This is a genomic window from Pseudomonas sp. Irchel s3f7 (genome assembly GCF_900187615.1).
Lineage (GTDB): Bacteria > Pseudomonadota > Gammaproteobacteria > Pseudomonadales > Pseudomonadaceae > Aquipseudomonas.
The window spans coordinates 156,542-180,948 of sequence record NZ_FYDO01000010.1 but is presented as its reverse complement, the minus strand read 5'-3'; the positions used below and the strand labels follow the sequence as shown (position 1 = coordinate 180,948).

The 24,407-nt window shown below is 56.7% G+C and carries 23 protein-coding genes; 19 read left to right on the top strand and 4 right to left on the bottom strand.

The annotated features are described in order from the left end of the window. Positions 1 to 181: 181 nt before the first annotated feature. From gyrB to dnaA, 4 genes are read right to left on the bottom strand one after another with little or no spacing between them, the layout of a single operon-like run. The gene (gene gyrB / locus CKW19_RS11180) at positions 182 to 2,599 is read right to left on the bottom strand and encodes a DNA topoisomerase (ATP-hydrolyzing) subunit B (RefSeq protein ID WP_095057938.1); all 2,418 of its coding nucleotides are present in this window, start codon (positions 2,597 to 2,599) and stop codon (positions 182 to 184) included. 5 nt (positions 2,600 to 2,604) lie between these two features. After that, positions 2,605 to 3,708: a DNA replication/repair protein RecF gene (gene recF, locus CKW19_RS11175; RefSeq protein WP_095057937.1), complete on the bottom strand. Its 1,104-nt coding sequence runs from the start codon at positions 3,706 to 3,708 to the stop codon at positions 2,605 to 2,607. 20 nt (positions 3,709 to 3,728) lie between these two features. Beyond that, the gene (gene dnaN, locus CKW19_RS11170; RefSeq protein ID WP_053164067.1) at positions 3,729 to 4,832 is read right to left on the bottom strand and encodes a DNA polymerase III subunit beta; all 1,104 of its coding nucleotides are present in this window, start codon (positions 4,830 to 4,832) and stop codon (positions 3,729 to 3,731) included. Between the two features lie 36 nt (positions 4,833 to 4,868). Further along, a complete protein-coding gene (gene dnaA, locus CKW19_RS11165) occupies positions 4,869 to 6,380 on the bottom strand; it encodes a chromosomal replication initiator protein DnaA (protein ID WP_095057936.1) in 1,512 nt (503 codons plus the stop codon). A gap of 565 nt (positions 6,381 to 6,945) precedes the next feature. Here dnaA and rpmH point away from each other — a divergent pair. The 19 genes from rpmH (at position 6,946) to glmU (ending at position 24,404) form a co-directional block, all read left to right on the top strand. Next, a complete protein-coding gene (gene rpmH / locus CKW19_RS11160; protein WP_003213577.1) occupies positions 6,946 to 7,080 on the top strand; it encodes a 50S ribosomal protein L34 in 135 nt (44 codons plus the stop codon). Between the two features lie 16 nt (positions 7,081 to 7,096). Then, complete coding sequence (rnpA, locus tag CKW19_RS11155; protein WP_218232067.1) at positions 7,097 to 7,498, top strand: ribonuclease P protein component; 402 nt, start codon at positions 7,097 to 7,099, stop codon at positions 7,496 to 7,498. Further along, positions 7,491 to 7,736: a membrane protein insertion efficiency factor YidD gene (yidD, locus tag CKW19_RS11150; RefSeq protein WP_003213574.1), complete on the top strand. Its 246-nt coding sequence runs from the start codon at positions 7,491 to 7,493 to the stop codon at positions 7,734 to 7,736. Before rnpA ends, yidD begins: the two co-directional genes overlap by 8 nt. Before the next feature lie 2 nt (positions 7,737 to 7,738). After that, positions 7,739 to 9,418: a membrane protein insertase YidC gene (gene yidC, locus CKW19_RS11145; RefSeq protein WP_095057934.1), complete on the top strand. Its 1,680-nt coding sequence runs from the start codon at positions 7,739 to 7,741 to the stop codon at positions 9,416 to 9,418. 79 nt (positions 9,419 to 9,497) lie between these two features. Next, the gene (gene mnmE / locus CKW19_RS11140) at positions 9,498 to 10,868 is read left to right on the top strand and encodes a tRNA uridine-5-carboxymethylaminomethyl(34) synthesis GTPase MnmE (RefSeq protein WP_095057933.1); all 1,371 of its coding nucleotides are present in this window, start codon (positions 9,498 to 9,500) and stop codon (positions 10,866 to 10,868) included. A gap of 552 nt (positions 10,869 to 11,420) precedes the next feature. After that, positions 11,421 to 13,319: a tRNA uridine-5-carboxymethylaminomethyl(34) synthesis enzyme MnmG gene (gene mnmG, locus CKW19_RS11130; RefSeq protein WP_095057932.1), complete on the top strand. Its 1,899-nt coding sequence runs from the start codon at positions 11,421 to 11,423 to the stop codon at positions 13,317 to 13,319. After that, positions 13,316 to 13,960 (top strand): 16S rRNA (guanine(527)-N(7))-methyltransferase RsmG, encoded by a 645-nt coding sequence (gene rsmG, locus CKW19_RS11125; protein WP_095057931.1) that lies wholly within the window; start codon positions 13,316 to 13,318, stop codon positions 13,958 to 13,960. Before mnmG ends, rsmG begins: the two co-directional genes overlap by 4 nt. 18 nt (positions 13,961 to 13,978) lie before the next feature. Continuing rightward, the gene (locus CKW19_RS11120; protein ID WP_053164056.1) at positions 13,979 to 14,776 is read left to right on the top strand and encodes a ParA family protein; all 798 of its coding nucleotides are present in this window, start codon (positions 13,979 to 13,981) and stop codon (positions 14,774 to 14,776) included. A gap of 9 nt (positions 14,777 to 14,785) precedes the next feature. Beyond that, a complete protein-coding gene (locus CKW19_RS11115) occupies positions 14,786 to 15,658 on the top strand; it encodes a ParB/RepB/Spo0J family partition protein (RefSeq protein WP_095057930.1) in 873 nt (290 codons plus the stop codon). A 148-nt stretch (positions 15,659 to 15,806) separates the two neighbouring features. Beyond that, complete coding sequence (locus tag CKW19_RS11110) at positions 15,807 to 16,214, top strand: F0F1 ATP synthase subunit I (protein WP_008045685.1); 408 nt, start codon at positions 15,807 to 15,809, stop codon at positions 16,212 to 16,214. Positions 16,215 to 16,230: 16 nt separating this feature from the next. Next, positions 16,231 to 17,100 carry a F0F1 ATP synthase subunit A gene (gene atpB / locus CKW19_RS11105; protein ID WP_053164051.1) on the top strand — a complete coding sequence of 290 codons (870 nt, stop codon included), beginning with the start codon at positions 16,231 to 16,233 and terminating at the stop codon, positions 17,098 to 17,100. Positions 17,101 to 17,233: 133 nt separating this feature from the next. Then, complete coding sequence (atpE, locus tag CKW19_RS11100; RefSeq protein WP_003097235.1) at positions 17,234 to 17,491, top strand: F0F1 ATP synthase subunit C; 258 nt, start codon at positions 17,234 to 17,236, stop codon at positions 17,489 to 17,491. Between the two features lie 58 nt (positions 17,492 to 17,549). After that, positions 17,550 to 18,020 carry a F0F1 ATP synthase subunit B gene (locus CKW19_RS11095; RefSeq protein WP_008045681.1) on the top strand — a complete coding sequence of 157 codons (471 nt, stop codon included), beginning with the start codon at positions 17,550 to 17,552 and terminating at the stop codon, positions 18,018 to 18,020. Positions 18,021 to 18,032: 12 nt separating this feature from the next. Beyond that, positions 18,033 to 18,569, top strand: a complete 537-nt coding sequence (locus tag CKW19_RS11090) for a F0F1 ATP synthase subunit delta (RefSeq protein ID WP_008045680.1) — start codon at positions 18,033 to 18,035, stop codon at positions 18,567 to 18,569. Between the two features lie 21 nt (positions 18,570 to 18,590). Then, positions 18,591 to 20,135: a F0F1 ATP synthase subunit alpha gene (gene atpA / locus CKW19_RS11085; protein ID WP_030132553.1), complete on the top strand. Its 1,545-nt coding sequence runs from the start codon at positions 18,591 to 18,593 to the stop codon at positions 20,133 to 20,135. 50 nt (positions 20,136 to 20,185) lie between these two features. Continuing rightward, positions 20,186 to 21,046: a F0F1 ATP synthase subunit gamma gene (atpG, locus tag CKW19_RS11080; RefSeq protein ID WP_095057929.1), complete on the top strand. Its 861-nt coding sequence runs from the start codon at positions 20,186 to 20,188 to the stop codon at positions 21,044 to 21,046. Positions 21,047 to 21,073: 27 nt separating this feature from the next. Then, positions 21,074 to 22,453 carry a F0F1 ATP synthase subunit beta gene (gene atpD / locus CKW19_RS11075; protein WP_095057928.1) on the top strand — a complete coding sequence of 460 codons (1,380 nt, stop codon included), beginning with the start codon at positions 21,074 to 21,076 and terminating at the stop codon, positions 22,451 to 22,453. A 45-nt stretch (positions 22,454 to 22,498) separates the two neighbouring features. Beyond that, on the top strand, positions 22,499 to 22,924 hold the full coding sequence (locus CKW19_RS11070; protein WP_059403770.1) for a F0F1 ATP synthase subunit epsilon: 426 nt from the start codon (positions 22,499 to 22,501) through the stop codon (positions 22,922 to 22,924). A gap of 112 nt (positions 22,925 to 23,036) precedes the next feature. Continuing rightward, entirely contained in the window at positions 23,037 to 24,404 is a 1,368-nt protein-coding gene (glmU, locus tag CKW19_RS11065; RefSeq protein WP_095057927.1) for a bifunctional UDP-N-acetylglucosamine diphosphorylase/glucosamine-1-phosphate N-acetyltransferase GlmU, read from the top strand. The last annotated feature ends 3 nt before the right edge of the window (positions 24,405 to 24,407 follow it).

Sequence of the window (24,407 nt, the reverse complement as noted above, 5' to 3'; positions counted from 1 at the left end):
AAAAAGGAAGGAAAGTATTAATATCGCGCATAAGAACGCCGGTTTGTTAGATGTGTTTGCTCGCACGAACATCATCAATCAAATCGGCGTTCTTGTTTCTGTGTTTCCCGGGATTCCGTGAAGAACCTAAAAAAAGGCCAACGCATATGCGTTGGCCTTTTTTCGTTGGTGCCGACCGGGATCAGAAGTCCAGGTTGGAAACCGCCAGGGCGTTGCTTTCGATGAAGTCACGACGAGGTTCGACCGCATCACCCATCAGGGTGTTGAAGATCTGGTCCGCGCCAATGGCGTCTTCGATGGTCACTTTGAGCATCCGGCGCTGGCTTGGGTCCATGGTGGTTTCCCACAACTGATCCGGGTTCATTTCACCCAGACCTTTGTATCGCTGGATGGTGTGACGCTTGGTGCTTTCAGCCATCAGCCACTCAAGGGCTTCCTTGAACTCGGTCACTGGCTTTTTGCGCTCGCCACGCTGGATGTACGCGCCGTCGTCCAGCAGGGTGCTCAGTTGAGCGCCTAGCGAAACGACAGTCTTGTAATCGTTACTACCGAAGAAGTCGCGGTTGAAGGTGACGTAGTTCGACAGGCCGTGGGAAATCAGCTCGACCTCTGGCAGCCAGACGTTACGTTCACGATCTTCACGCAGGCTGGCTTTGTAAACCAGGCCGGACTTCTCTACGGTGCGCAAGCGAACTTCGTACTGAGCCAGCCAATCTTGCATTGCTGCGTGATCGGACAGTTGCTCCATGCTCACCGGTGGCAGGTAGATGAAGTGCTCGGTCAACTCCTGAGGGTACAGGCGCGACAGACGCTTGAGGGTCTTCATCACCAGACGGAAGTCATTCACCAGGCGCTCAAGCGCTTCACCGGAGATGCCAGGGGCTTCTTCGTTCAGGTGCAGGCTTGCATCTTCCAAAGCCGACTGCGTCATGTACTCTTCCATGGCTTCGTCGTCTTTGATGTATTGCTCTTGCTTGCCTTTCTTCACTTTGTACAACGGCGGCTGAGCGATGTAGATGTAGCCACGCTCAATCAGCTCCGGCAACTGACGGAAGAAGAAGGTCAGCAGCAGGGTACGGATGTGCGAACCGTCGACGTCAGCATCGGTCATGATGATGATGTTGTGATAGCGCAACTTGTCGATGTTGTACTCGTCACGGCCGATGCCACAACCCAGCGCAGTGATCAAAGTGCCCACTTCTTGCGAAGAGATCATCTTGTCGAAGCGCGCCTTCTCGACGTTCAGAATCTTGCCTTTGAGCGGCAGGATGGCCTGGGTGCGGCGGTTACGTCCCTGCTTGGCGGAACCGCCAGCAGAGTCACCTTCCACGAGGTACAGTTCGGACAGGGCAGGGTCTTTTTCCTGGCAGTCAGCCAGTTTGCCCGGCAGGCCAGCGATATCCAGCGCGCCTTTACGACGTGTCATCTCACGGGCTTTGCGCGCGGCTTCACGCGCACGTGCCGCATCGATCATCTTGCCGACGACCAGCTTGGCTTCGTTCGGGTTTTCCAGCAGGAAGTCCGAGAAGTACTTGCCCATTTCCTGTTCGACCGCGGTCTTCACTTCGGAAGACACCAGCTTGTCTTTGGTCTGGGAGCTGAACTTCGGATCCGGAACCTTGACCGAGATAATCGCGGTCAGGCCTTCGCGGGCGTCGTCGCCGGTGGTGGCGACTTTGTGTTTCTTCGCCAGGCCTTCAGCTTCGATGTAGGTGTTCAGGTTACGCGTCAGTGCGGAACGGAAACCCACCAGGTGAGTACCGCCATCGCGCTGAGGAATGTTGTTGGTGAAGCACAACAGGTTCTCGTTGAAGCTGTCGTTCCACTGCAGGGCGATTTCCACGCCGATGCCGTCTTCACGCTGGATGTTGAAGTGGAACACCTGGTTGACCGCAGTCTTGTTGGTATTCAGGTATTCAACGAACGCACGCAAACCACCTTCGTACTTGAACAGCTCTTCCTTGCCGCTGCGCTCATCCTTGAGGACGATGCCGACACCGGAGTTCAGGAACGACAGTTCACGAATCCGCTTGGCCAGGATGTCCCAGCTGAAGTGGATGTTCTTGAAGGTTTCAGCCGAAGGCTTGAAGTGAATCTGCGTACCCGTGGTTTCGCTCTCGCCAACGATTTTCATCGGCTCTTGCGGAACACCGTGTACGTAAGTTTGTTCCCAGATCTTGCCGCTACGGCGAACAGTCAGGATCAGTTCTTTGGACAGCGCATTCACTACCGACACACCTACACCGTGCAGACCGCCGGATACTTTGTAGGAGTTGTCGTCGAACTTACCGCCGGCGTGCAGCACGGTCATGATGACCTCGGCTGCCGAAACGCCTTCTTCTTTGTGCACGTCTACCGGGATGCCACGGCCGTTGTCGCGAACGGTGATGGACTCATCCGGGTGGATGATGATGCTGATGTCGTCGCAATGGCCGGCGAGCGCTTCGTCGATGGAGTTATCGACCACCTCGAACACCATGTGGTGCAGACCGCTACCATCATCGGTGTCGCCAATGTACATACCGGGACGTTTGCGTACGGCATCCAGGCCTTTCAGCACTTTAATGCTCGTTGAGTCGTACGTATTTTCTTCGCTCAATGCCTTCACTCCCGATGGTCGTGGGTCTGGGTGATACGGCCCTGTTCCACGTGGAACAGAGCGACTGGCGTTTCCGTCTGCCAGCCTTCCCTCAATAATTCGTGGTCTACACAGGTGATAAACACCTGGCAGCGTAAGTCTTCCAGCAAGCGGCAAAGAGCGCGACGGTGGTGCTCGTCCAATTCGGACGGCAAGTCATCCACCAGATAAATACACTGCCCGCGGCGAGCCTGGCTTACCAGGTGTCCTTGAGCAATCCGCAATGCACAGACCACCAGCTTCTGCTGGCCTCGGGACAAGATGTCCGCTGCGTTGTGTGCGCCCAATCTGAGACGCAAATCAGCGCGTTGTGGTCCAGCCTGGGTATGACCCATTTGCTGATCCCGCTGTAGGGACCCAGCGAGCACAGCGCTCAGCTCTCGGTCTTTATCCCAACCGCGGTAATAGCTGAGCGTTAAACCCTCAAGCTCAACCAGGTCGCTCAGGGTCTGTTCAAAGACTGGTTTCAAGGCTTTGATGTAAGCGCGGCGGTATTCATCGATTTCAGCGCTGGCCTGGCACAGTTCCCTGTCCCAAACCGCTTGCGAAACGGCGTCAAGTGTACCATGTCGCAGCCAAGAGTTTCTCTGGCGCAGGGCCTTCTGCAGACGCTGCCATGTGGACATGAAGCGAGGTTCCACGTGGAACACACCCCAATCGAGAAACTGTCGGCGAATCTTCGGCGCCCCTTCCAGCAAGCGGAAGCTGTCAGGGTTGATCAATTGTAGAGGCAGGATCTCGGCCAGCTGTGCGGCACTGCGAGCGTTCTGCCCATCGATGCGGATCTGAAACTCGCCTTGGCGATCCCGCGATATCCCCAATGCACTCTGCCCGCCCTCGGCGAGTTCGACCTGCCCGAATACCGTACACGCCAACTGCTCGTACTGAATGACCGGCAACAAGCGGGTGCTACGAAACGAACGGGCGAGCCCCAGCAAGTGGATGGCTTCCAGAACACTGGTTTTTCCGCTGCCGTTGGCGCCGTAAAGAATATTGATTCGGGGGGAGGGGGAGAAGGTCACCGGGTGCAGATTGCGCACCGCGGTGACCGAGACGCGACTTAAGGACATCTAGCTTCTGCTGAACATGATTACAGACGCATCGGCATGACAACGTAGGCCGAGTCGTCGTTGTCGGACTCTTGGACCAGCGCGCTGCTGTTGGAGTCGGACAGGATCAGACGAACCTGCTCAGTGGTCATCACGCCCAATACGTCGAGCAGGTAGCTCACGTTGAAGCCGATTTCCAGGGAGCCGCCGTTGTACTCAACGCCCACTTCTTCTTCAGCCTCTTCCTGCTCCGGGTTGTTCGCCTGGATTTTCAGCTGACCCGCCGCCAGTTGCAGACGGATACCGCGGTACTTCTCGTTGGACAGAATCGCAGTACGGCTGAATGCTTCACGCAGAGCCTGACGGTCACCCAGTACGAGCTTGTCGCCACCCTTCGGCAGAACGCGCTCGTAGTCCGGGAATTTGCCGTCGACCAGTTTCGAGGTGAAGGTGAATTCGCCGGTGGTGGCGCGGATGTGATGCTGACCCAGCACGATGCTGACGTTGCCATCGGGCTCGGTGAGCAGGCGTGCCAGTTCAAGGATACCTTTGCGCGGCACGATGACCTGGTGACGATCCGGCTGACCGATATCCGCCTGCATCGAGCACATGGCCAGACGGTGACCGTCGGTGGCCACGGCGCGAATCACGCCAGCGGAAACTTCCAGCAGCATGCCGTTGAGGTAGTAACGCACGTCCTGCTGGGCCATGGCGAAGCTGGTGCGTTCGATCAGGCGGCGCAGCTTGCTTTGCTCAAGGCTGCACGTCAGCGAACCCGGGCCTTCTTCCACCGTCGGGAAGTCATTGGCTGGCAGGGTCGACAGGGTGAAACGGCTACGACCGGCTTTCACCACGAGCTTCTGCTCATCGACCTTGATGTCGATCAGCGCATCGTTTGGCAGGCTCTTGCAGATGTCCATCAGCTTGCGCGCCGGCACGGTGATGGAACCTGGATCTGCCGGCTCTTCGAGTTGAACACGACCGACCAGCTCGACTTCCAGGTCGGTACCGGTCAGCGACAATTGCTGGCCTTCGACAACCAGCAGCACGTTGGAGAGCACCGGCAAGGTCTGTCGGCGTTCGACGACGCCTGCGACCAGTTGCAGGGGTTTCAACAGGGCTTCGCGTTGAATGGTGAAATGCATGGTCTAGTCCCTTGCCTTAATAAGCTGCGCTGGTCATCAAGTGGTCAGCGTGCGCAGCAGGTTCTTGTAGTCCTCGCGGATGTCCGCGTCGGATTCCTTAAGTTCATTGATCTTGCGGCAGGCGTGCAAAACCGTCGTGTGGTCTCGCCCACCAAACACATCGCCGATTTCCGGCAGGCTGTGGTTGGTCAGTTCCTTGGACAACGCCATGGCGACCTGACGCGGACGGGCGACCGAACGCGAACGGCGTTTGGACAGCAAGTCGGAGATCTTGATCTTGTAGTACTCGGCGACGGTGCGCTGAATGTTATCCACAGAGACCAGTTTATCCTGTAGCGCCAAGAGGTCCTTCAGGGATTCGCGGATCAACTCGATGGTGATGTCGCGACCCATGAAGTGCGAGTGGGCGATCACGCGTTTCAGCGCGCCTTCCAGTTCACGGACGTTGGAACGAATGCGCTGGGCAATGAAGAACGCGGCGTCGTGGGGCAGTTCGACTTTGGCCTGGTCGGCCTTCTTCATCAGAATCGCTACGCGGGTTTCCAGCTCCGGCGGCTCGACGGCGACCGTCAGGCCCCAGCCGAAGCGGGATTTCAGGCGCTCTTCAAGGCCTTCGATTTCTTTCGGGTAGCGGTCACTGGTGAGAATGACCTGCTGACCACCTTCAAGCAGGGCGTTGAAGGTGTGGAAAAACTCTTCCTGGGAACGCTCCTTACGGGCGAAAAACTGAATGTCATCGATGAGCAATGCATCCACCGAACGGTAGAAGCGCTTGAACTCGTTGATTGCGTTCAGTTGCAGGGCCTTGACCATGTCCGCAACGAAACGCTCGGAGTGCAGGTAAACAACCTTCGCGTTCGGGTTCTTCTTTAACAGGTGGTTACCCACAGCATGCATCAAGTGGGTTTTACCCAGACCGACGCCGCCATAAAGGAAGAGCGGGTTGTAACCATGCTTCGGGTTGTCCGCCACTTGCCAGGCTGCGGCCCGGGCCAATTGGTTGGACTTGCCTTCGACGAAGTTCTCGAAGGTAAAGGTGCGATTCAGGTAGCTGGTGTGCTTGAGCGCACCCTCAACCTGCACCGTGCGCTGTTCCGAACGGACAGGGGCCTGTTGCGAGCTCGCACCTGCCATCGGGTCGAAGCTGTCACGGGAAGGTTCTTCCTCGGCGACCTGAACGACTTTCGCCGGGGCGCGCTTCGTCGCAGCAGCGGGAGCAGGCGTTGGCGGACTGGCAGATGCCTGGGCCTGGGAAGCGGCTGCAGCCAAGGGGGCGTTAGGCGCGGCACGCGGTGCCGAACTGCGTTTGCTGCCTATTAATAAGGAGAGCGCTGGCGCCATGCCGTTGCCGTGCTCATCAAGCAGTTCAAGGACGCGACCCAGGTACTTTTCGTTGACCCAGTCCAGCACGAAGCGATTCGGTGCGTAGACACGCAACTCGTCGCCTTCGGCTTCGACCTGTAGTGGACGGATCCAAGTGTTGAATTGTTGGGCAGGCAGCTCCTCGCGCAAAAGCTCCACGCACTGCTGCCAAAGTTCCACTGACACGGATATCCCCTAAGTTGAAAGCCGGTGAGGCAAAAACAAGCGGCCATTGTAGCGACCAGACGCCGACTTATCCACATGAAGGTGGGCTCTCCTTAGGGAAGAATCTGTGCTCCATGCTCAAAAAAGACGACCAATGGTCTGTGCATAAGCTCTGTGGATAACCGAGGTTAAGATCGTTGCACAAGTGGGGGCGAAACTCGGTGGATAACCAGCCTGTGGATAACAGCCCATTCCACACACAGGTTATCCGACAGCGCAGCACAGGCTGAACACTGTTTTCCACGGTAGTTGTCATTCTCTGTACATCAGGTAAAACAAGGCCTGAATTGAGTTATCCACAGCAGATGGCGTGCCTAGCTTTTATAAGCTTTACAGAAAAGCTTTAAATACTTTCCTTTCTAATTCTTATATCTAGGTCCGGATCAAACGCTGAAAAACCTCAGGAATCTATTTATAAGGAAACGTTGGTTGGAAATTGACCTAGAGGCTTGCTTTCTCTAGAATCCCCGGTCTCTTAAAACGGGGGCCATTCCGGCCCGTTGTGGACGAACCAGGTAACACGACAATGAAACGTACTTTCCAACCAAGCACTATCAAACGCGCTCGTACCCACGGTTTCCGTGCTCGCATGGCTACCAAGAACGGCCGTGCCGTTCTGTCGCGTCGCCGCGCCAAAGGTCGTGCGCGTCTGGCAGTTTGATAAGCCGGCACTGGAGGTGAGTCAGGACTTCAGTCGGGAAAAGCGTCTGCTTACCCCCCGGCATTTCAAGGCAGTCTTTGACTCCCCTACCGGCAAGGTTCCGGGGAAAAATCTCCTGCTCCTTGCGCGCAACAACGATCTTGATCACCCCCGTCTCGGGCTGGTTATCGGGAAAAAGAGCGTAAAGCTCTCCGTCGAGCGCAATCGCCTCAAACGTCTGATGCGCGAATCGTTTCGCCTGAACCAGGATTCACTGGTCGGTTGGGACATTGTTATCGTCGCGCGCAAAGGTTTGGGTGACGTAGAAAACCCCGAATTGATTCAGCATTTCGGCAAACTCTGGAAACGTCTGGCTCGCAGCACGCCGGTACCAGCAGTCAAATCCGAAACTGTAGGGGTAGACAGTCCAGATGCGTAAACTGGCACTCGTTCCGATCCAGTTTTATCGCTATGCCATTAGTCCCCTGATGGCCAACCACTGTCGTTTCTACCCCAGTTGTTCCTGCTACGCGTTAGAAGCCATTGAAAATCATGGCCTTCTTCGCGGTGGCTGGCTGACCTTTCGTCGTTTAGGTCGCTGTCATCCGTGGAATCCCGGTGGTTATGACCCGGTTCCACCTATCCCTACCTCCCGTTCTTCTTCGATGGCCGAGTAATCATGGATATCAAACGCACGATCCTGATCGTCGCCCTGGCAATCGTGTCCTACGTTATGGTTCTTAAATGGAACCAGGACTATGGCCAGGCTGCCCTGCCGACTCAGAATGTTGCTTCCAGTACGACTACATCCGGTTTGCCGGACACCGCCACTGGCAATAACGCTTCCGCCAATGACGATATTCCGCGTGCCGCAAGTGATACCAGCGCACCTGCCGAAACGCCGGTGGCCGCCAGCAAGGACCTCATCCAGATCAAAACGGATGTACTGGAACTCGCTATCGATCCACAGGGTGGTGATGTTGCCCAGTTGATGCTGCCGCTGTATCCGCGCCGCCAGGATCATCCGGAAATTCCGTTCCAGCTGTTCGATAACGGCAGCGAACGTACTTATCTGGCGCAAAGCGGTCTGATCGGCACCAATGGTCCGGATGCAAATCCAGCCGGTCGTCCGGTTTATTCCTCGGAGAAGAAGGTTTATCAACTGGCTGACGGTCAGGACCAATTGGTCGTGGACCTGAAGTTCAGCAAGGACGGCGTCAATTACATCAAGCGTTTCACCTTGAAACGCGGCCTGTATGACGTAACCGTTTCTTACCTGGTCGACAACCAGAGCGCTCAGCCCTGGTCCGGTGCGATGTTCGCGCAACTCAAGCGTGACGCCAGCGCCGATCCATCTTCGACCACCGCCACCGGCACCGCGACTTACCTGGGCGCTGCCCTGTGGACAAGTTCCGAGCCGTACAAGAAAGTGTCCATGAAGGACATGGACAAGGCGCCGTTGAAAGAAACCGTTACTGGCGGTTGGGTTGCGTGGTTGCAACACTACTTCGTGACGGCGTGGATTCCGGCCAAGGGCGAAAACAATATCGTCCAGACCCGCAAAGACAGCAAAGGCAACTACATCATCGGTTACACCGGTCCTTCGCTGACCGTTGCTCCGGGTGCCAAAGCGGAAACCAGTGCTGTTCTGTACGCCGGCCCGAAAAGCCAGGCTGTGCTGAAAGAGTTGTCCCCAGGTCTGGAACTGACTGTCGACTACGGCATTCTGTGGTTCATCGCTCAACCGATCTTCTGGTTGCTGCAACATATCCACGCCATTGTGGGTAACTGGGGCTGGTCGATCATCTTCCTGACCATGCTGATCAAAGGGATTTTCTTCCCGCTGTCGGCTGCCAGCTACAAATCCATGGCGCGCATGCGTGCAGTGGCACCAAAACTGGCTGCGCTGAAAGAGCAACATGGCGATGACCGGCAGAAAATGTCGCAAGCCATGATGGAGCTGTACAAGAAAGAGAAGATCAATCCGCTGGGTGGTTGCTTGCCAATCCTCGTGCAGATGCCGGTTTTCCTCTCGCTGTACTGGGTTCTGCTGGAAAGCGTTGAAATGCGCCAAGCGCCATTCATGCTGTGGATTACTGACCTGTCGATCAAGGATCCGTTCTTCATTCTGCCGATCATCATGGGTGCAACCATGTTCATCCAGCAGCAGTTGAACCCGACACCGCCGGATCCGATGCAGGCCAAGGTGATGAAGCTGATGCCAATCATCTTCACCTTCTTCTTCCTGTGGTTCCCGGCCGGTCTGGTGCTGTATTGGGTAGTGAACAACTGCCTGTCGATCGCCCAACAGTGGTACATCACACGTAAGGTCGAAGCCGCCGCTAATGCAGCTGCCTGATTTACACTGTGGATAACCACTCAAAACGCCCCCTAGTGGGGCGTTTTGCTATCTGTCACTTTTGTCTGGATACCGGTTTATGAGCGCTCCTCGTGAAACCATCGCCGCTGTCGCGACTGCCCAAGGTCGTGGTGGTGTGGGCATCGTCCGTATTTCCGGGCCGTTGGCCAGCGTTGCGGCCAAGGCCTTCAGTGGTCGCGAACTCAAGCCGCGATACGCCCATTACGGCCCTTTTCTCAGTGAAAACGACGAGGTGCTTGACCAGGGCATCGCGCTGTATTTTCCGGGACCGAACTCGTTCACTGGCGAAGATGTGCTGGAACTGCAGGGCCATGGCGGCCCGATTGTTCTCGATATGTTGCTCAAGCGTTGCCTGGAATTGGGTTGCCGTCTGGCCCGGCCAGGTGAATTCAGTGAACGCGCCTTCCTGAATGACAAGCTCGATCTAGCCCAGGCCGAAGCCATCGCCGACTTGATCGAAGCCAGTTCTGCACAGGCTGCGCGCAATGCGCTGCGCTCACTGCAGGGCGCGTTCTCGACACGTGTGCATAACCTCACCGAACAACTGATCGGTCTGCGCATCTACGTCGAGGCTGCGATCGACTTCCCGGAAGAAGAAATCGACTTCCTTGCCGATGGCCATGTCCTGAGCATGCTCGACAAAGTACGCGACGAGTTATCCACCGTGATGCGTGAAGCCGGACAGGGCGCCTTGCTACGTGACGGTATGACGGTAGTGATTGCCGGTCGTCCGAATGCCGGGAAATCCAGCCTGCTCAATGCCCTGGCCGGGCGCGAAGCGGCGATCGTGACAGAAATTGCCGGGACTACCCGGGATGTACTTCGCGAACATATCCACATCGACGGCATGCCGTTGCACGTGGTTGATACCGCCGGTCTGCGCGATACCGATGATCATGTGGAAAAAATCGGCGTCGAACGTGCATTGAAAGCCATCAGTGAGGCGGATCGCGTGCTGCTGGTCGTTGATGCCACGGCTCCTGAAGCGCTCGATCCCTTCGCATTGTGGCCGGAGTTTCTCGAAACCCGCCCGGATCCTGCGAAAGTCACCCTGATCCGCAACAAGGCTGACCTGACCGGCGAAGCCATCGCCCTGGAAGTCAGCGATGACGGGCACGTCACTATCAGCCTGAGCGCAAAATCAGGCGGTGACGGCCTGGATCTATTGCGTGATCACCTCAAGGCCTGCATGGGTTATGAACAGACATCGGAAAGCAGCTTCAGCGCACGCAGGCGTCACCTGGACGCACTGCGTCATGCCAGTGCAGCCCTTGAACATGGTCGCGCTCAGCTGACTCTGGCCGGTGCCGGCGAGTTGCTGGCGGAGGATTTGCGACAGGCTCAGCATTCCCTGGGGGAAATTACCGGCGCATTCAGCTCCGATGATCTGTTGGGGAGGATTTTTTCCAGCTTCTGCATCGGTAAATAACGCCCTCCGTTGTCCACAGACAGGCCATTCGAGCCTGTCTGTTTTCTCCTTTTCTTGATCAAACACCGAGTGCCGAGCGAATTCTTTCTGCTTGAGCGGCATTTGTGTGCCCGGATTTTGATCATTCCGACGCTATTCTGTGGATTAAGCCCTGTGAATAACAGCGGTTAAGGTCAGTTGATAACAGGGCTCGAAAACTGAATATAATTGCCTCTGTGGATAACCACCCCTTTCATCCACAGGCTTACACCGGTTATCCAAGGGCCTCATTGGCACATGAACACAGGGTTTTGAATCTCTGTACACATTGAAAACAAAGGGCTGCATCAATCTATCCACAGAAATGTAGCTACATAGAAATAAACATAAAAACAAAGATTTAATAAATTTCTCTCTTTTTAATTTCTATAACCCCGACTTTTCCACAGCTGGTTAATTTTTGTGCAAAGGGTTCTTTAGGAACGGCGAAGTCCCTATACTTGTCGACCAGGTCCAAAAACCTGAGCTCAAACTATTCCTGAATTACCTACTTAAGCAGGCACGAGGTGCGTGGTGGATTTCCCTTCCCGTTTTGAAGTGATCGTCATCGGCGGCGGTCATGCCGGTACCGAGGCAGCACTGGCCTCAGCACGTATGGGGGTGAAAACCCTGTTGCTGACGCATAACGTGGAAACCCTCGGTGCCATGAGCTGCAACCCGGCTATTGGCGGGATCGGCAAAAGCCACCTGGTCAAGGAAATCGATGCCCTCGGCGGCGCGATGGCCATGGCTACCGATAAAGGCGGCATCCAGTTTCGCGTATTGAACAGCCGCAAAGGCCCCGCCGTGCGTGCAACCCGCGCCCAGGCAGACCGGATTCTGTACAAGGCCGCTGTCCGCGAAATCCTGGAAAACCAGCCGAACCTGTGGATATTTCAACAGGCTGCTGATGACCTGATCGTCGAGCAGGAACAAGTCCGTGGTGTTGTCACGCAAATGGGTCTGCGTTTCCTCGCCGATTCCGTGGTGTTGACCACCGGTACGTTCCTCGGTGGACTTATCCACATCGGTTTGCAGAATTTTTCCGGCGGTCGCGCCGGTGATCCGCCGTCGATCGCCCTGGCTCACCGTCTGCGTGAACTGCCATTGCGTGTGGGCCGTTTGAAAACCGGTACTCCACCGCGTATCGACGGCCGGTCTGTGGATTTCTCTGTGATGTCCGAACAAGCGGGCGATACGCCGATCCCGGTGATGTCGTTCATGGGGTCCAAAGAGCAGCATCCGAAGCAAGTCAGCTGCTGGATTACCCACACGAATGCGCGCACCCACGAAATCATTGCCGCGAACCTCGACCGTTCGCCGATGTATTCCGCTGCCGGTGAGATCGAAGGCATTGGCCCGCGTTACTGCCCGTCGATTGAAGACAAGATCCATCGCTTTGCCGACAAGGAAAGCCATCAGGTGTTTATCGAACCGGAAGGTTTGACCACCCATGAGCTGTATCCGAACGGGATATCCACAAGCTTGCCGTTCGACGTGCAATTGCAGATCGTGCAATCGATTCGCGGCATGGAAAACGCGCACATCGTGCGTCCGGGCTACGCGATCGAGTACGACTACTTCGATCCACGGGATTTGAAATACAGCCTGGAAACCAAAGTCATCGGCGGCTTGTTCTTCGCCGGGCAAATCAACGGCACCACCGGTTACGAAGAAGCCGGCGCCCAGGGTTTGCTTGCCGGGACCAACGCGGCGCTGCGTGCACAGGGCAAAGACGCCTGGTGCCCGCGTCGCGATGAAGCGTACATCGGCGTGTTGGTCGACGACCTGATTACGCTCGGTACCCAAGAGCCCTACCGGATGTTCACGTCCCGTGCCGAATACCGTCTGATTCTGCGCGAAGACAATGCCGACCTGCGCTTGACCGAAAAAGGTCGCGAACTGGGCCTGGTGGATGACGCGCGTTGGGCGGCTTTCTGCAAAAAGCGCGAAAGCATTGAGCTGGAAGAGCAGCGTCTGAAAAGTACCTGGGTACGCCCGGGCACCGAGCAAGGCGATGCGATCGCCGAAAAATTCGGCACGCCGCTGACTCACGAATATAACCTGCTCAACCTCTTGAGCCGTCCGGAAATCGACTACGCTGGTCTGATCGCCGTGACCGGTGGCGGCGCAGAAGATCCACAGGTCGCCGAGCAGGTCGAAATCAAGACCAAGTACGCCGGTTACATTGATCGTCAACAGGATGAAATCGCCCGTCTGCGCGCTAGCGAAGACACGAAACTGCCTGTGGATATCGATTACACGAATATTTCCGGTCTCTCCAAAGAGATCCAGAGCAAACTCGGCGCGACCCGACCAGAGACTTTGGGCCAGGCGTCACGTATCCCGGGTGTTACGCCGGCAGCCATTTCGCTGTTGATGATTCATTTGAAAAAACGCGGCGCGGGCCGTCAGTTGGAGCAAAGCGCTTGAGTTCGTTGGTCACTTCGCAACACGCAGAAGAGTTATCCACAGGTGCTCGCCAGCTTGGTGTCACGCTGACAGAAACCCAGCACGCGCAGCTGCTGGGTTACCTGGCCCTGTTGATCAAATGGAACAAGGCTTACAACCTCACCGCCGTGCGTGATCCGGACGAAATGGTGTCCCGTCATTTGCTCGATAGTCTGAGCGTCATGTCGTTCATCGAAAATGGCCGCTGGCTGGATGTTGGCAGCGGTGGCGGCATGCCGGGTATTCCGCTGGCCATCCTGTTTCCAGAGTCCCAGGTGACTTGCCTGGACAGCAACGGCAAGAAAACCCGCTTCCTGACCCAGGTCAAACTCGAACTCAAACTGGATAACCTGCAAGTTATCCACAGTCGCGTCGAAGCCTTCCAGCCTGAACTGCCATTCAACGGGATTATTTCCCGGGCGTTCAGCAGCATGGAGAACTTCAGCAACTGGACTCGCCACCTCGGCGATACCGAAACACGTTGGCTGGCAATGAAGGGCGTTCATCCCGCCGATGAGCTGGTAGCATTGCCGGCAGACTTCCACCTCGATAGCGAACACGCCCTGGCCGTACCCGGTTGCCAAGGCCAACGCCATCTGCTGATACTGCGCCGCACGGCATGATTGGGAACACAAGCAAGAATGGCTAAGGTATTCGCGATAGCGAACCAGAAGGGTGGTGTGGGCAAGACCACCACCTGCATCAACCTCGCAGCATCCCTGGTTGCAACCAAGCGCCGGGTGTTGTTGATCGATCTCGATCCACAGGGCAACGCCACCATGGGTAGCGGTGTGGATAAACATGGCCTGGAAAACTCGGTCTACGACCTGTTGATCGGTGAATGTGACCTGGCCCAGGCCATGCACTACTCCGAACACGGTGGTTACCAGCTGTTGCCGGCCAACCGCGACCTGACCGCGGCCGAAGTGGTTCTGTTGGAAATGCAGATGAAGGAAAGCCGTCTGCGCAGCGCGCTGGCGCCGATCCGGGAAAACTACGATTACATTTTGATCGACTGCCCGCCGTCGCTGTCGATGCTGACATTGAACGCGCTGGTGGCCGCCGATGGGGTGATTATCCCCATGCAGTGCGAGTACTTCGCGCTGGAAGGTTTGAGCGACCTTGTGGATAACATCAAGCGCATCGCTGAACTGCTGAACCCGAACCTCAAGGTCGAAGGCTTGCTGCGTACGATGTACGACCCGCGCCTGAGCCTGATGAACGACGTGTCCGCGCAGCTCAAGGAACACTTCGGCGAGCAGCTCTACGACACCGTCATCCCGCGCAACATTCGTCTGGCCGAAGCCCCGAGCTACGGTATGCCGGCGCTCGCATACGACAAAGCATCGCGGGGCGCCATCGCCTATCTGGCATTGGCTGGCGAGATGGTTCGCCGCCAACGCAAAAACTCACGCATCGCCGCCGCTCAGGCAACTTAAGGAATCCCCATGGCCGTCAAGAAACGAGGTCTCGGACGTGGACTGGATGCACTGCTGAGTGGTCCGACAGTCAGCTCGCTGGAAGAACAGGCGGCGCATGCCGACCACCGTGAGCTGCAGCACCTGCCACTGGACCTGCTCCAGCGCGGTAAGTATCAACCGCGCCGTGATATGGATCCTCAGGCGCTCGAAGAGCTGGCGCAGTCGATCAAGGCACAAGGCGTTATGCAACCGATCGTGGTTCGCCCGATCGGTGGCGGTCGTTTCGAGATCATCGCCGGTGAGCGCCGCTGGCGCGCCAGCCAGCAAGCCGGGCAGGAAACCATCCCGGCAATGGTGCGCGATGTGCCGGATGAAACCGCGATCGCCATCGCACTGATCGAGAACATCCAGCGCGAAGACCTGAATCCGATCGAGGAAGCGGTCGCCCTGCAGCGTTTGCAGCAGGAGTTCCAGCTGACCCAGCAACAGGTGGCCGAAGCCGTGGGCAAGTCGCGGGTTACCGTGGCGAACCTGTTGCGCCTGATTTCGTTACCGGAAGTCATCAAGACCATGTTGTCCCACGGTGACCTGGAAATGGGCCATGCCCGTGCTTTGCTCGGGTTGCCGGAAAATCAACAGGTTGAAGGGGCGCGACATGTTGTCGCACGCGGGCTCACCGTGCGCCAGACTGAAGCACTGGTTCGCCAGTGGTTGAGTGGCAAACCGGAGCCTGTCGAACCCACAAAACCGGACCCGGATATCGCCCGTCTCGAACAGCGTCTGGCCGAGCGCCTAGGCTCTGCGGTGCAGATTCGCCATGGGAAGAAGGGTAAAGGGCAACTGGTGATTGGCTACAACTCCCTGGATGAACTCCAGGGCGTACTCGCACATATTCGCTGAAACATTTACTCATGTAGCGCGCAGTCGGAAATCACTACCTGACAGTTGAATAGGGGCTGAACCGCCCCTATACTCTGCGCGCATTTTGTCGGCACAAATTATGCCAAGTTATTGCATTTCGGCAGCCGACCATTGGAGAGTAAAAGTGATGGAAACCCGCACGCCAAACCGCTTGCCCTTCCATCGTCTGGCAGTTTTTCCGGTGTTAATGGCTCAATTTGTCGTGTTGCTGATCGCCGCTTTGGCGCTCTGGTACCGATATGGAGTCGTTGCCGGGTACTCGGGACTCTGCGGAGGCCTGATAGCCTTGCTACCCAATGTTTATTTTGCTCACAGGGCATTTCGGTTTTCCGGCGCCCGAGCAGCCCAGTCCATCGTCCGGTCATTTTATGCCGGCGAGGCAGGCAAACTGATTTTGACGGCAGTGCTGTTTGCACTGGTGTTTGCAGGTGTGAAGCCACTGGCGCCGATTGCAGTATTCGGTGCCTTCGTGCTGACTCAGTCGGTCAGCTGGTTCGCTCCCCTGCTGATGAGAACAAGACTTTCGAGACCTTAGGGCGTTTGAGGCAACCATGGCAGAAACAACCGCTTCGGGCTATATCCAGCACCACTTGCAGAACCTGACCTTCGGTCAGCACCCTACCGGCGGCTGGGGCTTTGCCCACACCGCAGCAGAAGCCAAGGAAATGGGCTTCTGGGCTTTCCACGTCGATACCCTCGGCTGGTCGGTCGCATTGGGTCTGATCTTCGTTCTTCTTTTCCGCATGGCGGCGAAGAAAGCGACCTCCGGTCAGCCAGGTGCTTTGCAGAACTTCGTTGAAGTATTGGTCGAATTCGTCGATGGCAGCGTGAAAGACAGCTTCCATGGCCGTAGCCCGGTGATTGCACCGCTGGCACTGACCATCTTCGTCTGGGTGTTCCTGATGAACGCCGTCGACCTGGTACCGGTCGACTGGATTCCTCAGCTGGCCATCCTGATCTCCGGCGATGCACACATCCCGTTCCGCGCCGTGTCGACCACCGACCCGAACGCGACTCTGGGCATGGCCATCTCGGTTTTCGCACTGATCATTTTCTATAGCATCAAGGTCAAGGGCATCGGCGGCTTCATCGGCGAACTGACCCTGCACCCGTTCGGCAGCAAGAACATCTTCGTTCAGGCCTTGCTGATCCCGGTGAACTTCCTGCTGGAATTCGTGACCCTGATCGCCAAGCCGATCTCCCTGGCTCTGCGTCTGTTCGGCAACATGTATGCCGGCGAGCTGGTCTTCATTCTGATTGCTGTGATGTTCGGCAGCGGTCTGCTCTGGCTTAGTGGCCTGGGCGTTGTTCTGCAGTGGGCGTGGGCTGTGTTCCACATCCTGATCATCACCCTGCAGGCGTTCATCTTCATGATGTTGACCATCGTTTACCTGTCGATGGCACACGAAGAAAACCATTAAGACCAGTCTCGACTAGTCTGATGTCCTTCCCGGTAAAACGGGAAGGTGCTCCTTACGGGGCATCTGAAACGATTTGTTTTACCGCTTTAATCTAAAAAACCTAAACCATACGACGTAAAAGTCGGGAGGAAAGATGGAAACTGTAGTTGGTCTAACCGCTATCGCTGTTGCACTGTTGATCGGCCTGGGCGCACTGGGTACCGCAATTGGTTTCGGCCTGCTGGGCGGCAAGTTCCTGGAAGGCGCAGCGCGTCAGCCAGAAATGGTCCCAATGCTGCAAGTTAAAATGTTCATCGTTGCCGGTCTGCTCGACGCCGTAACCATGATCGGTGTTGGTATCGCTCTGTTCTTCACCTTTGCGAACCCGTTCGTTGGTCAAATCGCTGGCTAATTACTCGGATCTTCCGGGTAATTTGGTGTGATGGACAACGTAACTGCGAGGTGTTGGCGTGAACATTAATGCGACCCTGATTGGCCAGTCCGTTGCGTTCCTGATTTTTGTACTGTTCTGCATGAAGTTCGTATGGCCTCCGGTCATTGCGGCACTGCACGAACGTCAAAAGAAGATCGCTGATGGTCTGGACGCTGCCAGCCGTGCAGCTCGCGACCTGGAGTTGGCCCAAGAGAAAGCGGGTCACCAACTGCGCGAAGCGAAAGCTCAGGCAGCTGAAATCATCGAGCAAGCCAAGAAACGCGGTAACCAGATTGTCGAAGAGGCTGTTGAAAAAGCCCGTGTCGACGCTGACCGTGTGAAGGTTCAGGCTCAAGCCGAGATCGAACAGGAACTGAACAGTGTCAAAGACGCGCTGCGTGCCCAAGTGGGCTTGCTGGCAGTCGGCGGCGCCGAGAAGATCCTGGGTGCCACAATCGATCAAAACGCGCACGCAGAGCTGGTTAACCAACTGGCTGCTGAAATCTAAGCGAGGGCGATCATGGCAGAACTGACCACGTTGGCCCGACCTTACGCTAAGGCGGCCTTCGAGCACGCTCAGGCCCACCAGCAACTGGCCAATTGGTCAGCCATGCTCGGCCTGGCTGCAGCGGTGTCGGAAGACGACACCATGCAGCGCGTGCTCAAGGCCCCGCGACTGACGAGCGCAGAAAAGGCCGCCACGTTTATTGACGTGTGCGGCGACAAGTTTGATGCCAAGGCACAGAACTTCATCCACGTCGTTGCCGAAAACGACCGTCTCCCGCTATTGCCGGAGATTGCCGCTCTTTTCGACCTGTACAAGGCCGAGCAAGAGAAGTCGGTAGACGTTGAAGTCACCAGTGCTTTTGCATTGAACCAAGAACAGCAAGACAAACTCGCCAAGGTTCTCAGTGCACGACTCAACCGGGAAGTGCGCCTGCAAGTTGCGGAGGACGCTGCCCTTATTGGTGGTGTCGTCATCCGCGCCGGCGACCTGGTTATCGATGGCTCGATTCGCGGCAAAATCGCGAAACTTGCCGAAGCATTGAAATCTTGAGTTTGAAGGGGCAGCAGAGCAATGCAGCAACTCAATCCTTCCGAAATAAGTGAAATTATCAAGGGCCGCATCGACAAGCTCGATGTGACCTCCCAAGCCCGTAACGAAGGCACTGTCGTCAGCGTATCTGACGGTATCGTGCGGATTCACGGTCTGGCCGACGTAATGTACGGCGAGATGATCGAGTTTCCGGGCGGCGTCTTCGGTATGGCACTCAACCTGGAGCAAGACTCCGTAGGTGCCGTTGTATTGGGCGCATACCAGTCTTTGGCTGAAGGCATGAGCGCCAAGTGCACCGGCCGCATCCTGGAAGTTCCGGTTGGTAAGGAACTGCTGGGTCGCGTAGTCGACGCACTGGGTAACCCTGTTGACGGCAAAGGTCCACTGGGCAACACCGAGACCGACGCGGTCGAGAAAGTTGCTCCAGGCGTGATCTGGCGTAAGTCGGTAGACCAGCCTGTACAGACTGGCTACAAGGCTGTCGATGCCATGATCCCTGTCGGCCGTGGCCAGCGTGAGCTGATCATCGGTGACCGTCAGATCGGTAAAACCGCTCTGGCGATCGACGCGATCATCAACCAGAAGAACAGCGGCATTTTCTGCGTCTACGTAGCCATCGGTCAGAAACAATCGACCATCGCCAACGTGGTTCGCAAGCTGGAAGAAAACGGCGCCCTGGCCAACACGATCATCGTGGCTGCCAGTGCTTCGGAATCTCCTGCGCTGCAATTCCTGGCACCGTACTCCGGTTGCACCATGGGTGAATTCTTCCGCGACCGCGGTGAAGACGCGCTGATCGTTTATGACGATCTGTCCAAGCAAGCAGTGGCTTACCGCCAGATTTCCCTGCTGCTGCGCCGTCCACCAGGCCGTGAAGCTTACCCAGGCGACGTGTTCTATCTCCACTCCCGTCTGCTGGAGCGCGCATCCCGCGTTTCGGAAGAATACGTAGAGAAGTTCACCAACGGCGCAGTGACCGGCAAAACCGGTTCCCTGACCGCACTGCCGATCATCGAAACCCAGGCTGGCGACGTTTCCGCGTTCGTTCCGACCAACGTGATTTCCATCACCGACGGTCAGATCTTCCTGGAATCGGCCATGTTCAACTCGGGCATCCGCCCTGCAGTGAACGCCGGTGTTTCGGTATCCCGTGTGGGTGGTGCCGCTCAGACCAAGATCATCAAGAAGCTGTCCGGTGGTATCCGTACCGCTCTGGCTCAGTACCGTGAACTGGCGGCATTCGCCCAGTTCGCTTCTGACCTGGACGAAGCGACCCGTAAGCAACTTGAGCATGGTCAGCGCGTTACCGAGCTGATGAAGCAGAAGCAATACGCACCAATGTCGATCGCTGACATGGCGCTGTCGCTGTATGCCGCTGAGCGTGGGTTCCTGACTGACGTTGAAATCGCCAAAATCGGCAGCTTCGAGCAAGCGCTGATTGCTTTCTTCAACCGCGATCACGCCGATTTGATGGCGAAGATCAACGTGAAAGGTGACTTCAATGACGAAATCGACGCTGGCATGAAAGCCGGTATCGAGAAGTTCAAGGCCACCCAAACCTGGTAAGCCGCAGCGGGAGCCGCAAGGCTCCCGCTTGCTAACCTGATAGGTGTTACATGGCAGGCGCAAAAGAGATTCGCAGTAAGATTGCGAGCATCAAAAGCACGCAAAAGATTACCAGCGCCATGGAAAAAGTGGCGGTCAGCAAAATGCGCAAGGCACAAATGCGCATGGCTGCTAGCCGTCCTTATGCGGAGCGTATCCGCCAGGTAATTGGGCATCTGGCCAACGCCAACCCGGAATACCGCCACCCGTTCATGATCGACCGCGAAATCAAGCGCGTTGGTTATGTCGTAGTGAGCAGTGACCGTGGTTTGTGCGGCGGCTTGAACACCAACCTGTTCAAGGCCCTGGTCAAGGACATGGCGGTAAACCGCGAAAACGGCGTCGAGATCGATCTGTGTGTCGTTGGTAGCAAGGGTGCGGCCTTTTTCCGCAACTTCGGCGGTAACGTCGTTGCAGCTATCAGCCACCTGGGTGAAGAGCCGTCGATCAATGATCTGATCGGCAGCGTCAAGGTGATGCTGGATGCCTACCTGGACGGCCGTATTGACCGCCTGTCCGTGGTGTCCAACAAGTTCATCAACACCATGACGCAACAGCCTACCGTGGAGCAATTGATTCCACTGGTGGCAACCCCGGATCAGAACCTCAAGCACCACTGGGACTATCTCTACGAACCGGATGCCAAGGAGCTGCTAGACGGCTTGATGGTCCGTTACGTGGAGTCGCAGGTCTACCAGGCGGTGGTCGAGAACAACGCGGCTGAACAAGCTGCGCGGATGATCGCGATGAAGAACGCTACCGACAACGCCGGTGATTTGATCAGCGATTTGCAGCTGGTCTACAACAAGGCGCGTCAGGCTGCGATCACCCAAGAGATCTCGGAAATCGTCGGCGGCGCTGCCGCGGTTTAACGGTTCAAATATTCAGAGGATCCAGCTATGAGTAGCGGACGTATCGTTCAAATCATCGGCGCCGTTATCGACGTGGAATTTCCACGCGACAGCGTACCGAGCATCTACAACGCGCTGACTGTACAAAGCGCGGCCGGGACCACCCTGGAAGTTCAGCAGCAGCTGGGCGATGGCGTGGTTCGTACCATTGCGATGGGTTCCACCGAAGGCTTGAAGCGCGGTCTGGACGTTATCGACTCTGGCGCAGCCATCTCCGTACCGGTCGGTAAAGCGACTCTGGGCCGGATCATGGACGTTCTGGGCAACCCGATCGACGAAGCTGGTCCAATCGCTACTGAAGAGCGTTGGGGCATTCACCGTCCAGCGCCTTCGTTCGCTGAACAGGCAGGCGGCAACGACCTGCTGGAAACCGGCATCAAGGTTATCGACCTGGTTTGCCCGTTTGCCAAAGGCGGTAAAGTCGGTCTGTTCGGTGGTGCCGGTGTAGGCAAAACCGTAAACATGATGGAACTGATCCGTAACATCGCCATCGAGCACAGCGGTTATTCCGTGTTCGCCGGTGTGGGTGAGCGTACTCGTGAGGGTAACGACTTCTACCACGAGATGAAGGATTCCAACGTTCTGGACAAAGTGGCACTGGTTTACGGTCAGATGAACGAGCCGCCGGGTAACCGTCTGCGCGTAGCACTGACCGGCCTGACCATGGCCGAGAAGTTCCGTGACGAAGGTAACGACGTTCTGCTGTTCGTCGACAACATCTATCGTTACACCTTGGCCGGTACTGAAGTATCCGCACTGCTGGGCCGTATGCCTTCCGCAGTAGGTTACCAGCCGACCCTGGCTGAAGAGATGGGCGTTCTGCAAGAACGTATCACTTCGACCAAGGAAGGTTCGATCACTTCGATCCAAGCGGTATACGTACCTGCGGATGACTTGACCGACCCGTCGCCAGCGACCACCTTCGCCCACTTGGACGCTACCGTCGTTCTGTCCCGTGACATCGCTTCCCTGGGTATCTACCCAGCGGTCGATCCACTCGACTCGACTTCGCGCCAGCTGGACCCGAACGTAATCGGCCAGGACCACTACGACACCGCTCGCGGCGTTCAGTACGTTCTGCAGCGTTACAAAGAACTGAAGGACATCATTGCGATCCTGGGTATGGACGAGCTGTCGGAAGCCGACAAGCAGTTGGTAAACCGTGCTCGTAAGATCCAGCGCTTCTTGTCGCAGCCGTTCTTCGTGGCTGAAGTCTTCACCGGTGCATCGGGTAAATACGTTTCCCTGAAAGACACCATTGCTGGCTTCAAAGGCATCCTCAACGGTGACTACGACCACCTGCCAGAACAAGCGTTCTACATGGTTGGCGGCATCGAAGAAGCGATCGAAAAAGCCAAGAAACTGTAATCCCGGCGCCCGGCAACGGGCGCTAATTTAGGTTGAGGCAATCAGATGGCTATGACAGTCCATTGCGATATCGTCAGCGCGGAAGGGGAAATCTTTTCCGGTCTGGTCGAGATGGTGATTGCGCACGGTGCACTGGGTGATCTTGGTATCGCTCTGGGTCACGCGCCGCTGATCACTAATCTGAAGCCAGGGCCGATCCGCCTGGTCAAGCAGGGCGGGGAAGAGGAGGTGTTTTACATCTCCGGTGGTTTCCTCGAGGTTCAGCCGAACATGGTCAAGGTTCTTGCCGACACCGTGCAACGTGCTGCCGACCTGGATGAAGCCTCCGCTCAGGAAGCCGTCAAGGCTGCCGAGAAGGCCTTGCATGAACGTGGCGCAGAATTCGATTACGGTTCTGCTGCCGCACGTCTGGCCGAGGCCGCAGCTCAGCTGCGCACCGTCCAGCAGATCCGCAAGAAGTTTGGCCACTAAGGCTGCGCTTGTTGTGTGATTGATTAAAAAGGGTAGCCTCGGCTACCCTTTTTTCTTTTCCGATTTTTAAACCCGGTCGCAGCCGCTGACCACCCAGGATTGGTAGCCAGTCATGTCTCTTGAAATCGTTATCCTCGCTGCTGGCCAAGGCACGCGCATGCGCTCGGCTTTGCCAAAAGTATTGCACCCGATTGCCGGCAACTCGATGCTGGGTCATGTTATCCACAGCGCCCGGCAACTTGATCCACAGCGCATTCATGTGGTGATCGGTCACGGCGCCGATGCTGTGCGTGAACGTCTGGCAGCGGATGATCTGAATTTCGTTCTGCAGGACAAGCAGCTGGGTACAGGCCACGCGGTGGCTCAAGCGGTGCCATTTATTGAATCCGACACTGTGCTGGTGCTCTACGGTGACGTGCCGTTGATCGAAGTCGAAACGCTTCAGCGTCTGCTCAAGCAGGTAAGCCCACAACAGCTGGGTCTGTTGACCGTCGATCTGGATGATCCGACCGGGTACGGCCGTATCGTTCGTGATGGCGATGGCAAGGTCACCGCCATCGTCGAGCAGAAAGATGCCAACGAAGCCCAACGCAAAATCACCGAAGGCAACACCGGCATCCTGGCGTTGCCTTTCGCACGCCTCGGCGACTGGATGAGCCGCTTGTCCAACAACAATGCGCAGGGCGAGTACTACCTGACCGACGTGATCGCCATGGCGGTGAGTGACGGTCTGATCGTCGCCACCGAACAACCCCACGACGCGATGGAAGTGCAGGGCGCCAACGACCGCAAGCAGCTGTCCGAGCTGGAGCGGCATTATCAACTGCGCGCCGGTCGCCGTTTGATGGCGCAAGGTGTGACGCTGCGCGATCCGGCACGTTTCGATGTTCGCGGCGACATTACGGTAGGCCGTGATGTGCTGATCGATATCAACGTCATCCTCGAAGGCAAAGTGATCATCGAAGACGACGTGATCATCGGCCCGAACTGCGTGATCAAGGACAGCACCCTGCGCAAAGGTGTGGTCATCAAGGCCAACAGCCATATCGACGGTGCGATTCTGGGCGAAGGCAGCGATGCCGGTCCGTTCGCTCGGTTGCGTCCGGGCTCCGTGCTGGATGCCCGAGCGCATGTGGGTAACTTTGTCGAGCTGAAGAACGCGCACTTGGGAGAAGGCGCCAAGGCTGGTCATTTGTCGTATCTGGGCGATGCCGAAATCGGCGCGCGTACCAACATTGGTGCCGGCACCATCACTTGCAACTATGACGGCGCCAACAAGTGGAAAACCGTGTTGGGCGAAGATGTGTTCATCGGTTCCAACAACTCATTGGTGGCGCCTGTGGATATCTTGGACGGTGCAACCACGGCGGCCGGTTCGACGATTACCTCAACTGTGGATAAAGCGCAGTTGGCAGTCGGGCGTGCTCGGCAGAAGAACATCGACGGCTGGAAGCGGCCGGAAAAAATCAAGAAGTCGTAAGTT

What these genes read in the sequence shown, in the direction of transcription:
- atpG (WP_095057929.1), top strand. Translation starts at nt 20,186, where the DNA reads ATGGCAGGCGCAAAAGAGATTCGCAGTAAGATTGCGAGCATCAAAAGC.
- glmU (WP_095057927.1), top strand. Translation starts at nt 23,037, where the DNA reads ATGTCTCTTGAAATCGTTATCCTCGCTGCTGGCCAAGGCACGCGCATG.
- atpB (WP_053164051.1), top strand. Translation starts at nt 16,231, where the DNA reads ATGGCAGAAACAACCGCTTCGGGCTATATCCAGCACCACTTGCAGAAC.
- CKW19_RS11110 (WP_008045685.1), top strand. Translation starts at nt 15,807, where the DNA reads ATGGAAACCCGCACGCCAAACCGCTTGCCCTTCCATCGTCTGGCAGTT.
- atpE (WP_003097235.1), top strand. Translation starts at nt 17,234, where the DNA reads ATGGAAACTGTAGTTGGTCTAACCGCTATCGCTGTTGCACTGTTGATC.
- CKW19_RS11120 (WP_053164056.1), top strand. Translation starts at nt 13,979, where the DNA reads ATGGCTAAGGTATTCGCGATAGCGAACCAGAAGGGTGGTGTGGGCAAG.
- atpD (WP_095057928.1), top strand. Translation starts at nt 21,074, where the DNA reads ATGAGTAGCGGACGTATCGTTCAAATCATCGGCGCCGTTATCGACGTG.
- CKW19_RS11090 (WP_008045680.1), top strand. Translation starts at nt 18,033, where the DNA reads ATGGCAGAACTGACCACGTTGGCCCGACCTTACGCTAAGGCGGCCTTC.
- CKW19_RS11115 (WP_095057930.1), top strand. Translation starts at nt 14,786, where the DNA reads ATGGCCGTCAAGAAACGAGGTCTCGGACGTGGACTGGATGCACTGCTG.
- mnmE (WP_095057933.1), top strand. Translation starts at nt 9,498, where the DNA reads ATGAGCGCTCCTCGTGAAACCATCGCCGCTGTCGCGACTGCCCAAGGT.
- recF (WP_095057937.1), bottom strand. Translation starts at nt 3,708, where the DNA reads ATGTCCTTAAGTCGCGTCTCGGTCACCGCGGTGCGCAATCTGCACCCG.
- CKW19_RS11070 (WP_059403770.1), top strand. Translation starts at nt 22,499, where the DNA reads ATGGCTATGACAGTCCATTGCGATATCGTCAGCGCGGAAGGGGAAATC.
- yidC (WP_095057934.1), top strand. Translation starts at nt 7,739, where the DNA reads ATGGATATCAAACGCACGATCCTGATCGTCGCCCTGGCAATCGTGTCC.
- yidD (WP_003213574.1), top strand. Translation starts at nt 7,491, where the DNA reads ATGCGTAAACTGGCACTCGTTCCGATCCAGTTTTATCGCTATGCCATT.
- atpA (WP_030132553.1), top strand. Translation starts at nt 18,591, where the DNA reads ATGCAGCAACTCAATCCTTCCGAAATAAGTGAAATTATCAAGGGCCGC.
- dnaN (WP_053164067.1), bottom strand. Translation starts at nt 4,832, where the DNA reads ATGCATTTCACCATTCAACGCGAAGCCCTGTTGAAACCCCTGCAACTG.
- rpmH (WP_003213577.1), top strand. Translation starts at nt 6,946, where the DNA reads ATGAAACGTACTTTCCAACCAAGCACTATCAAACGCGCTCGTACCCAC.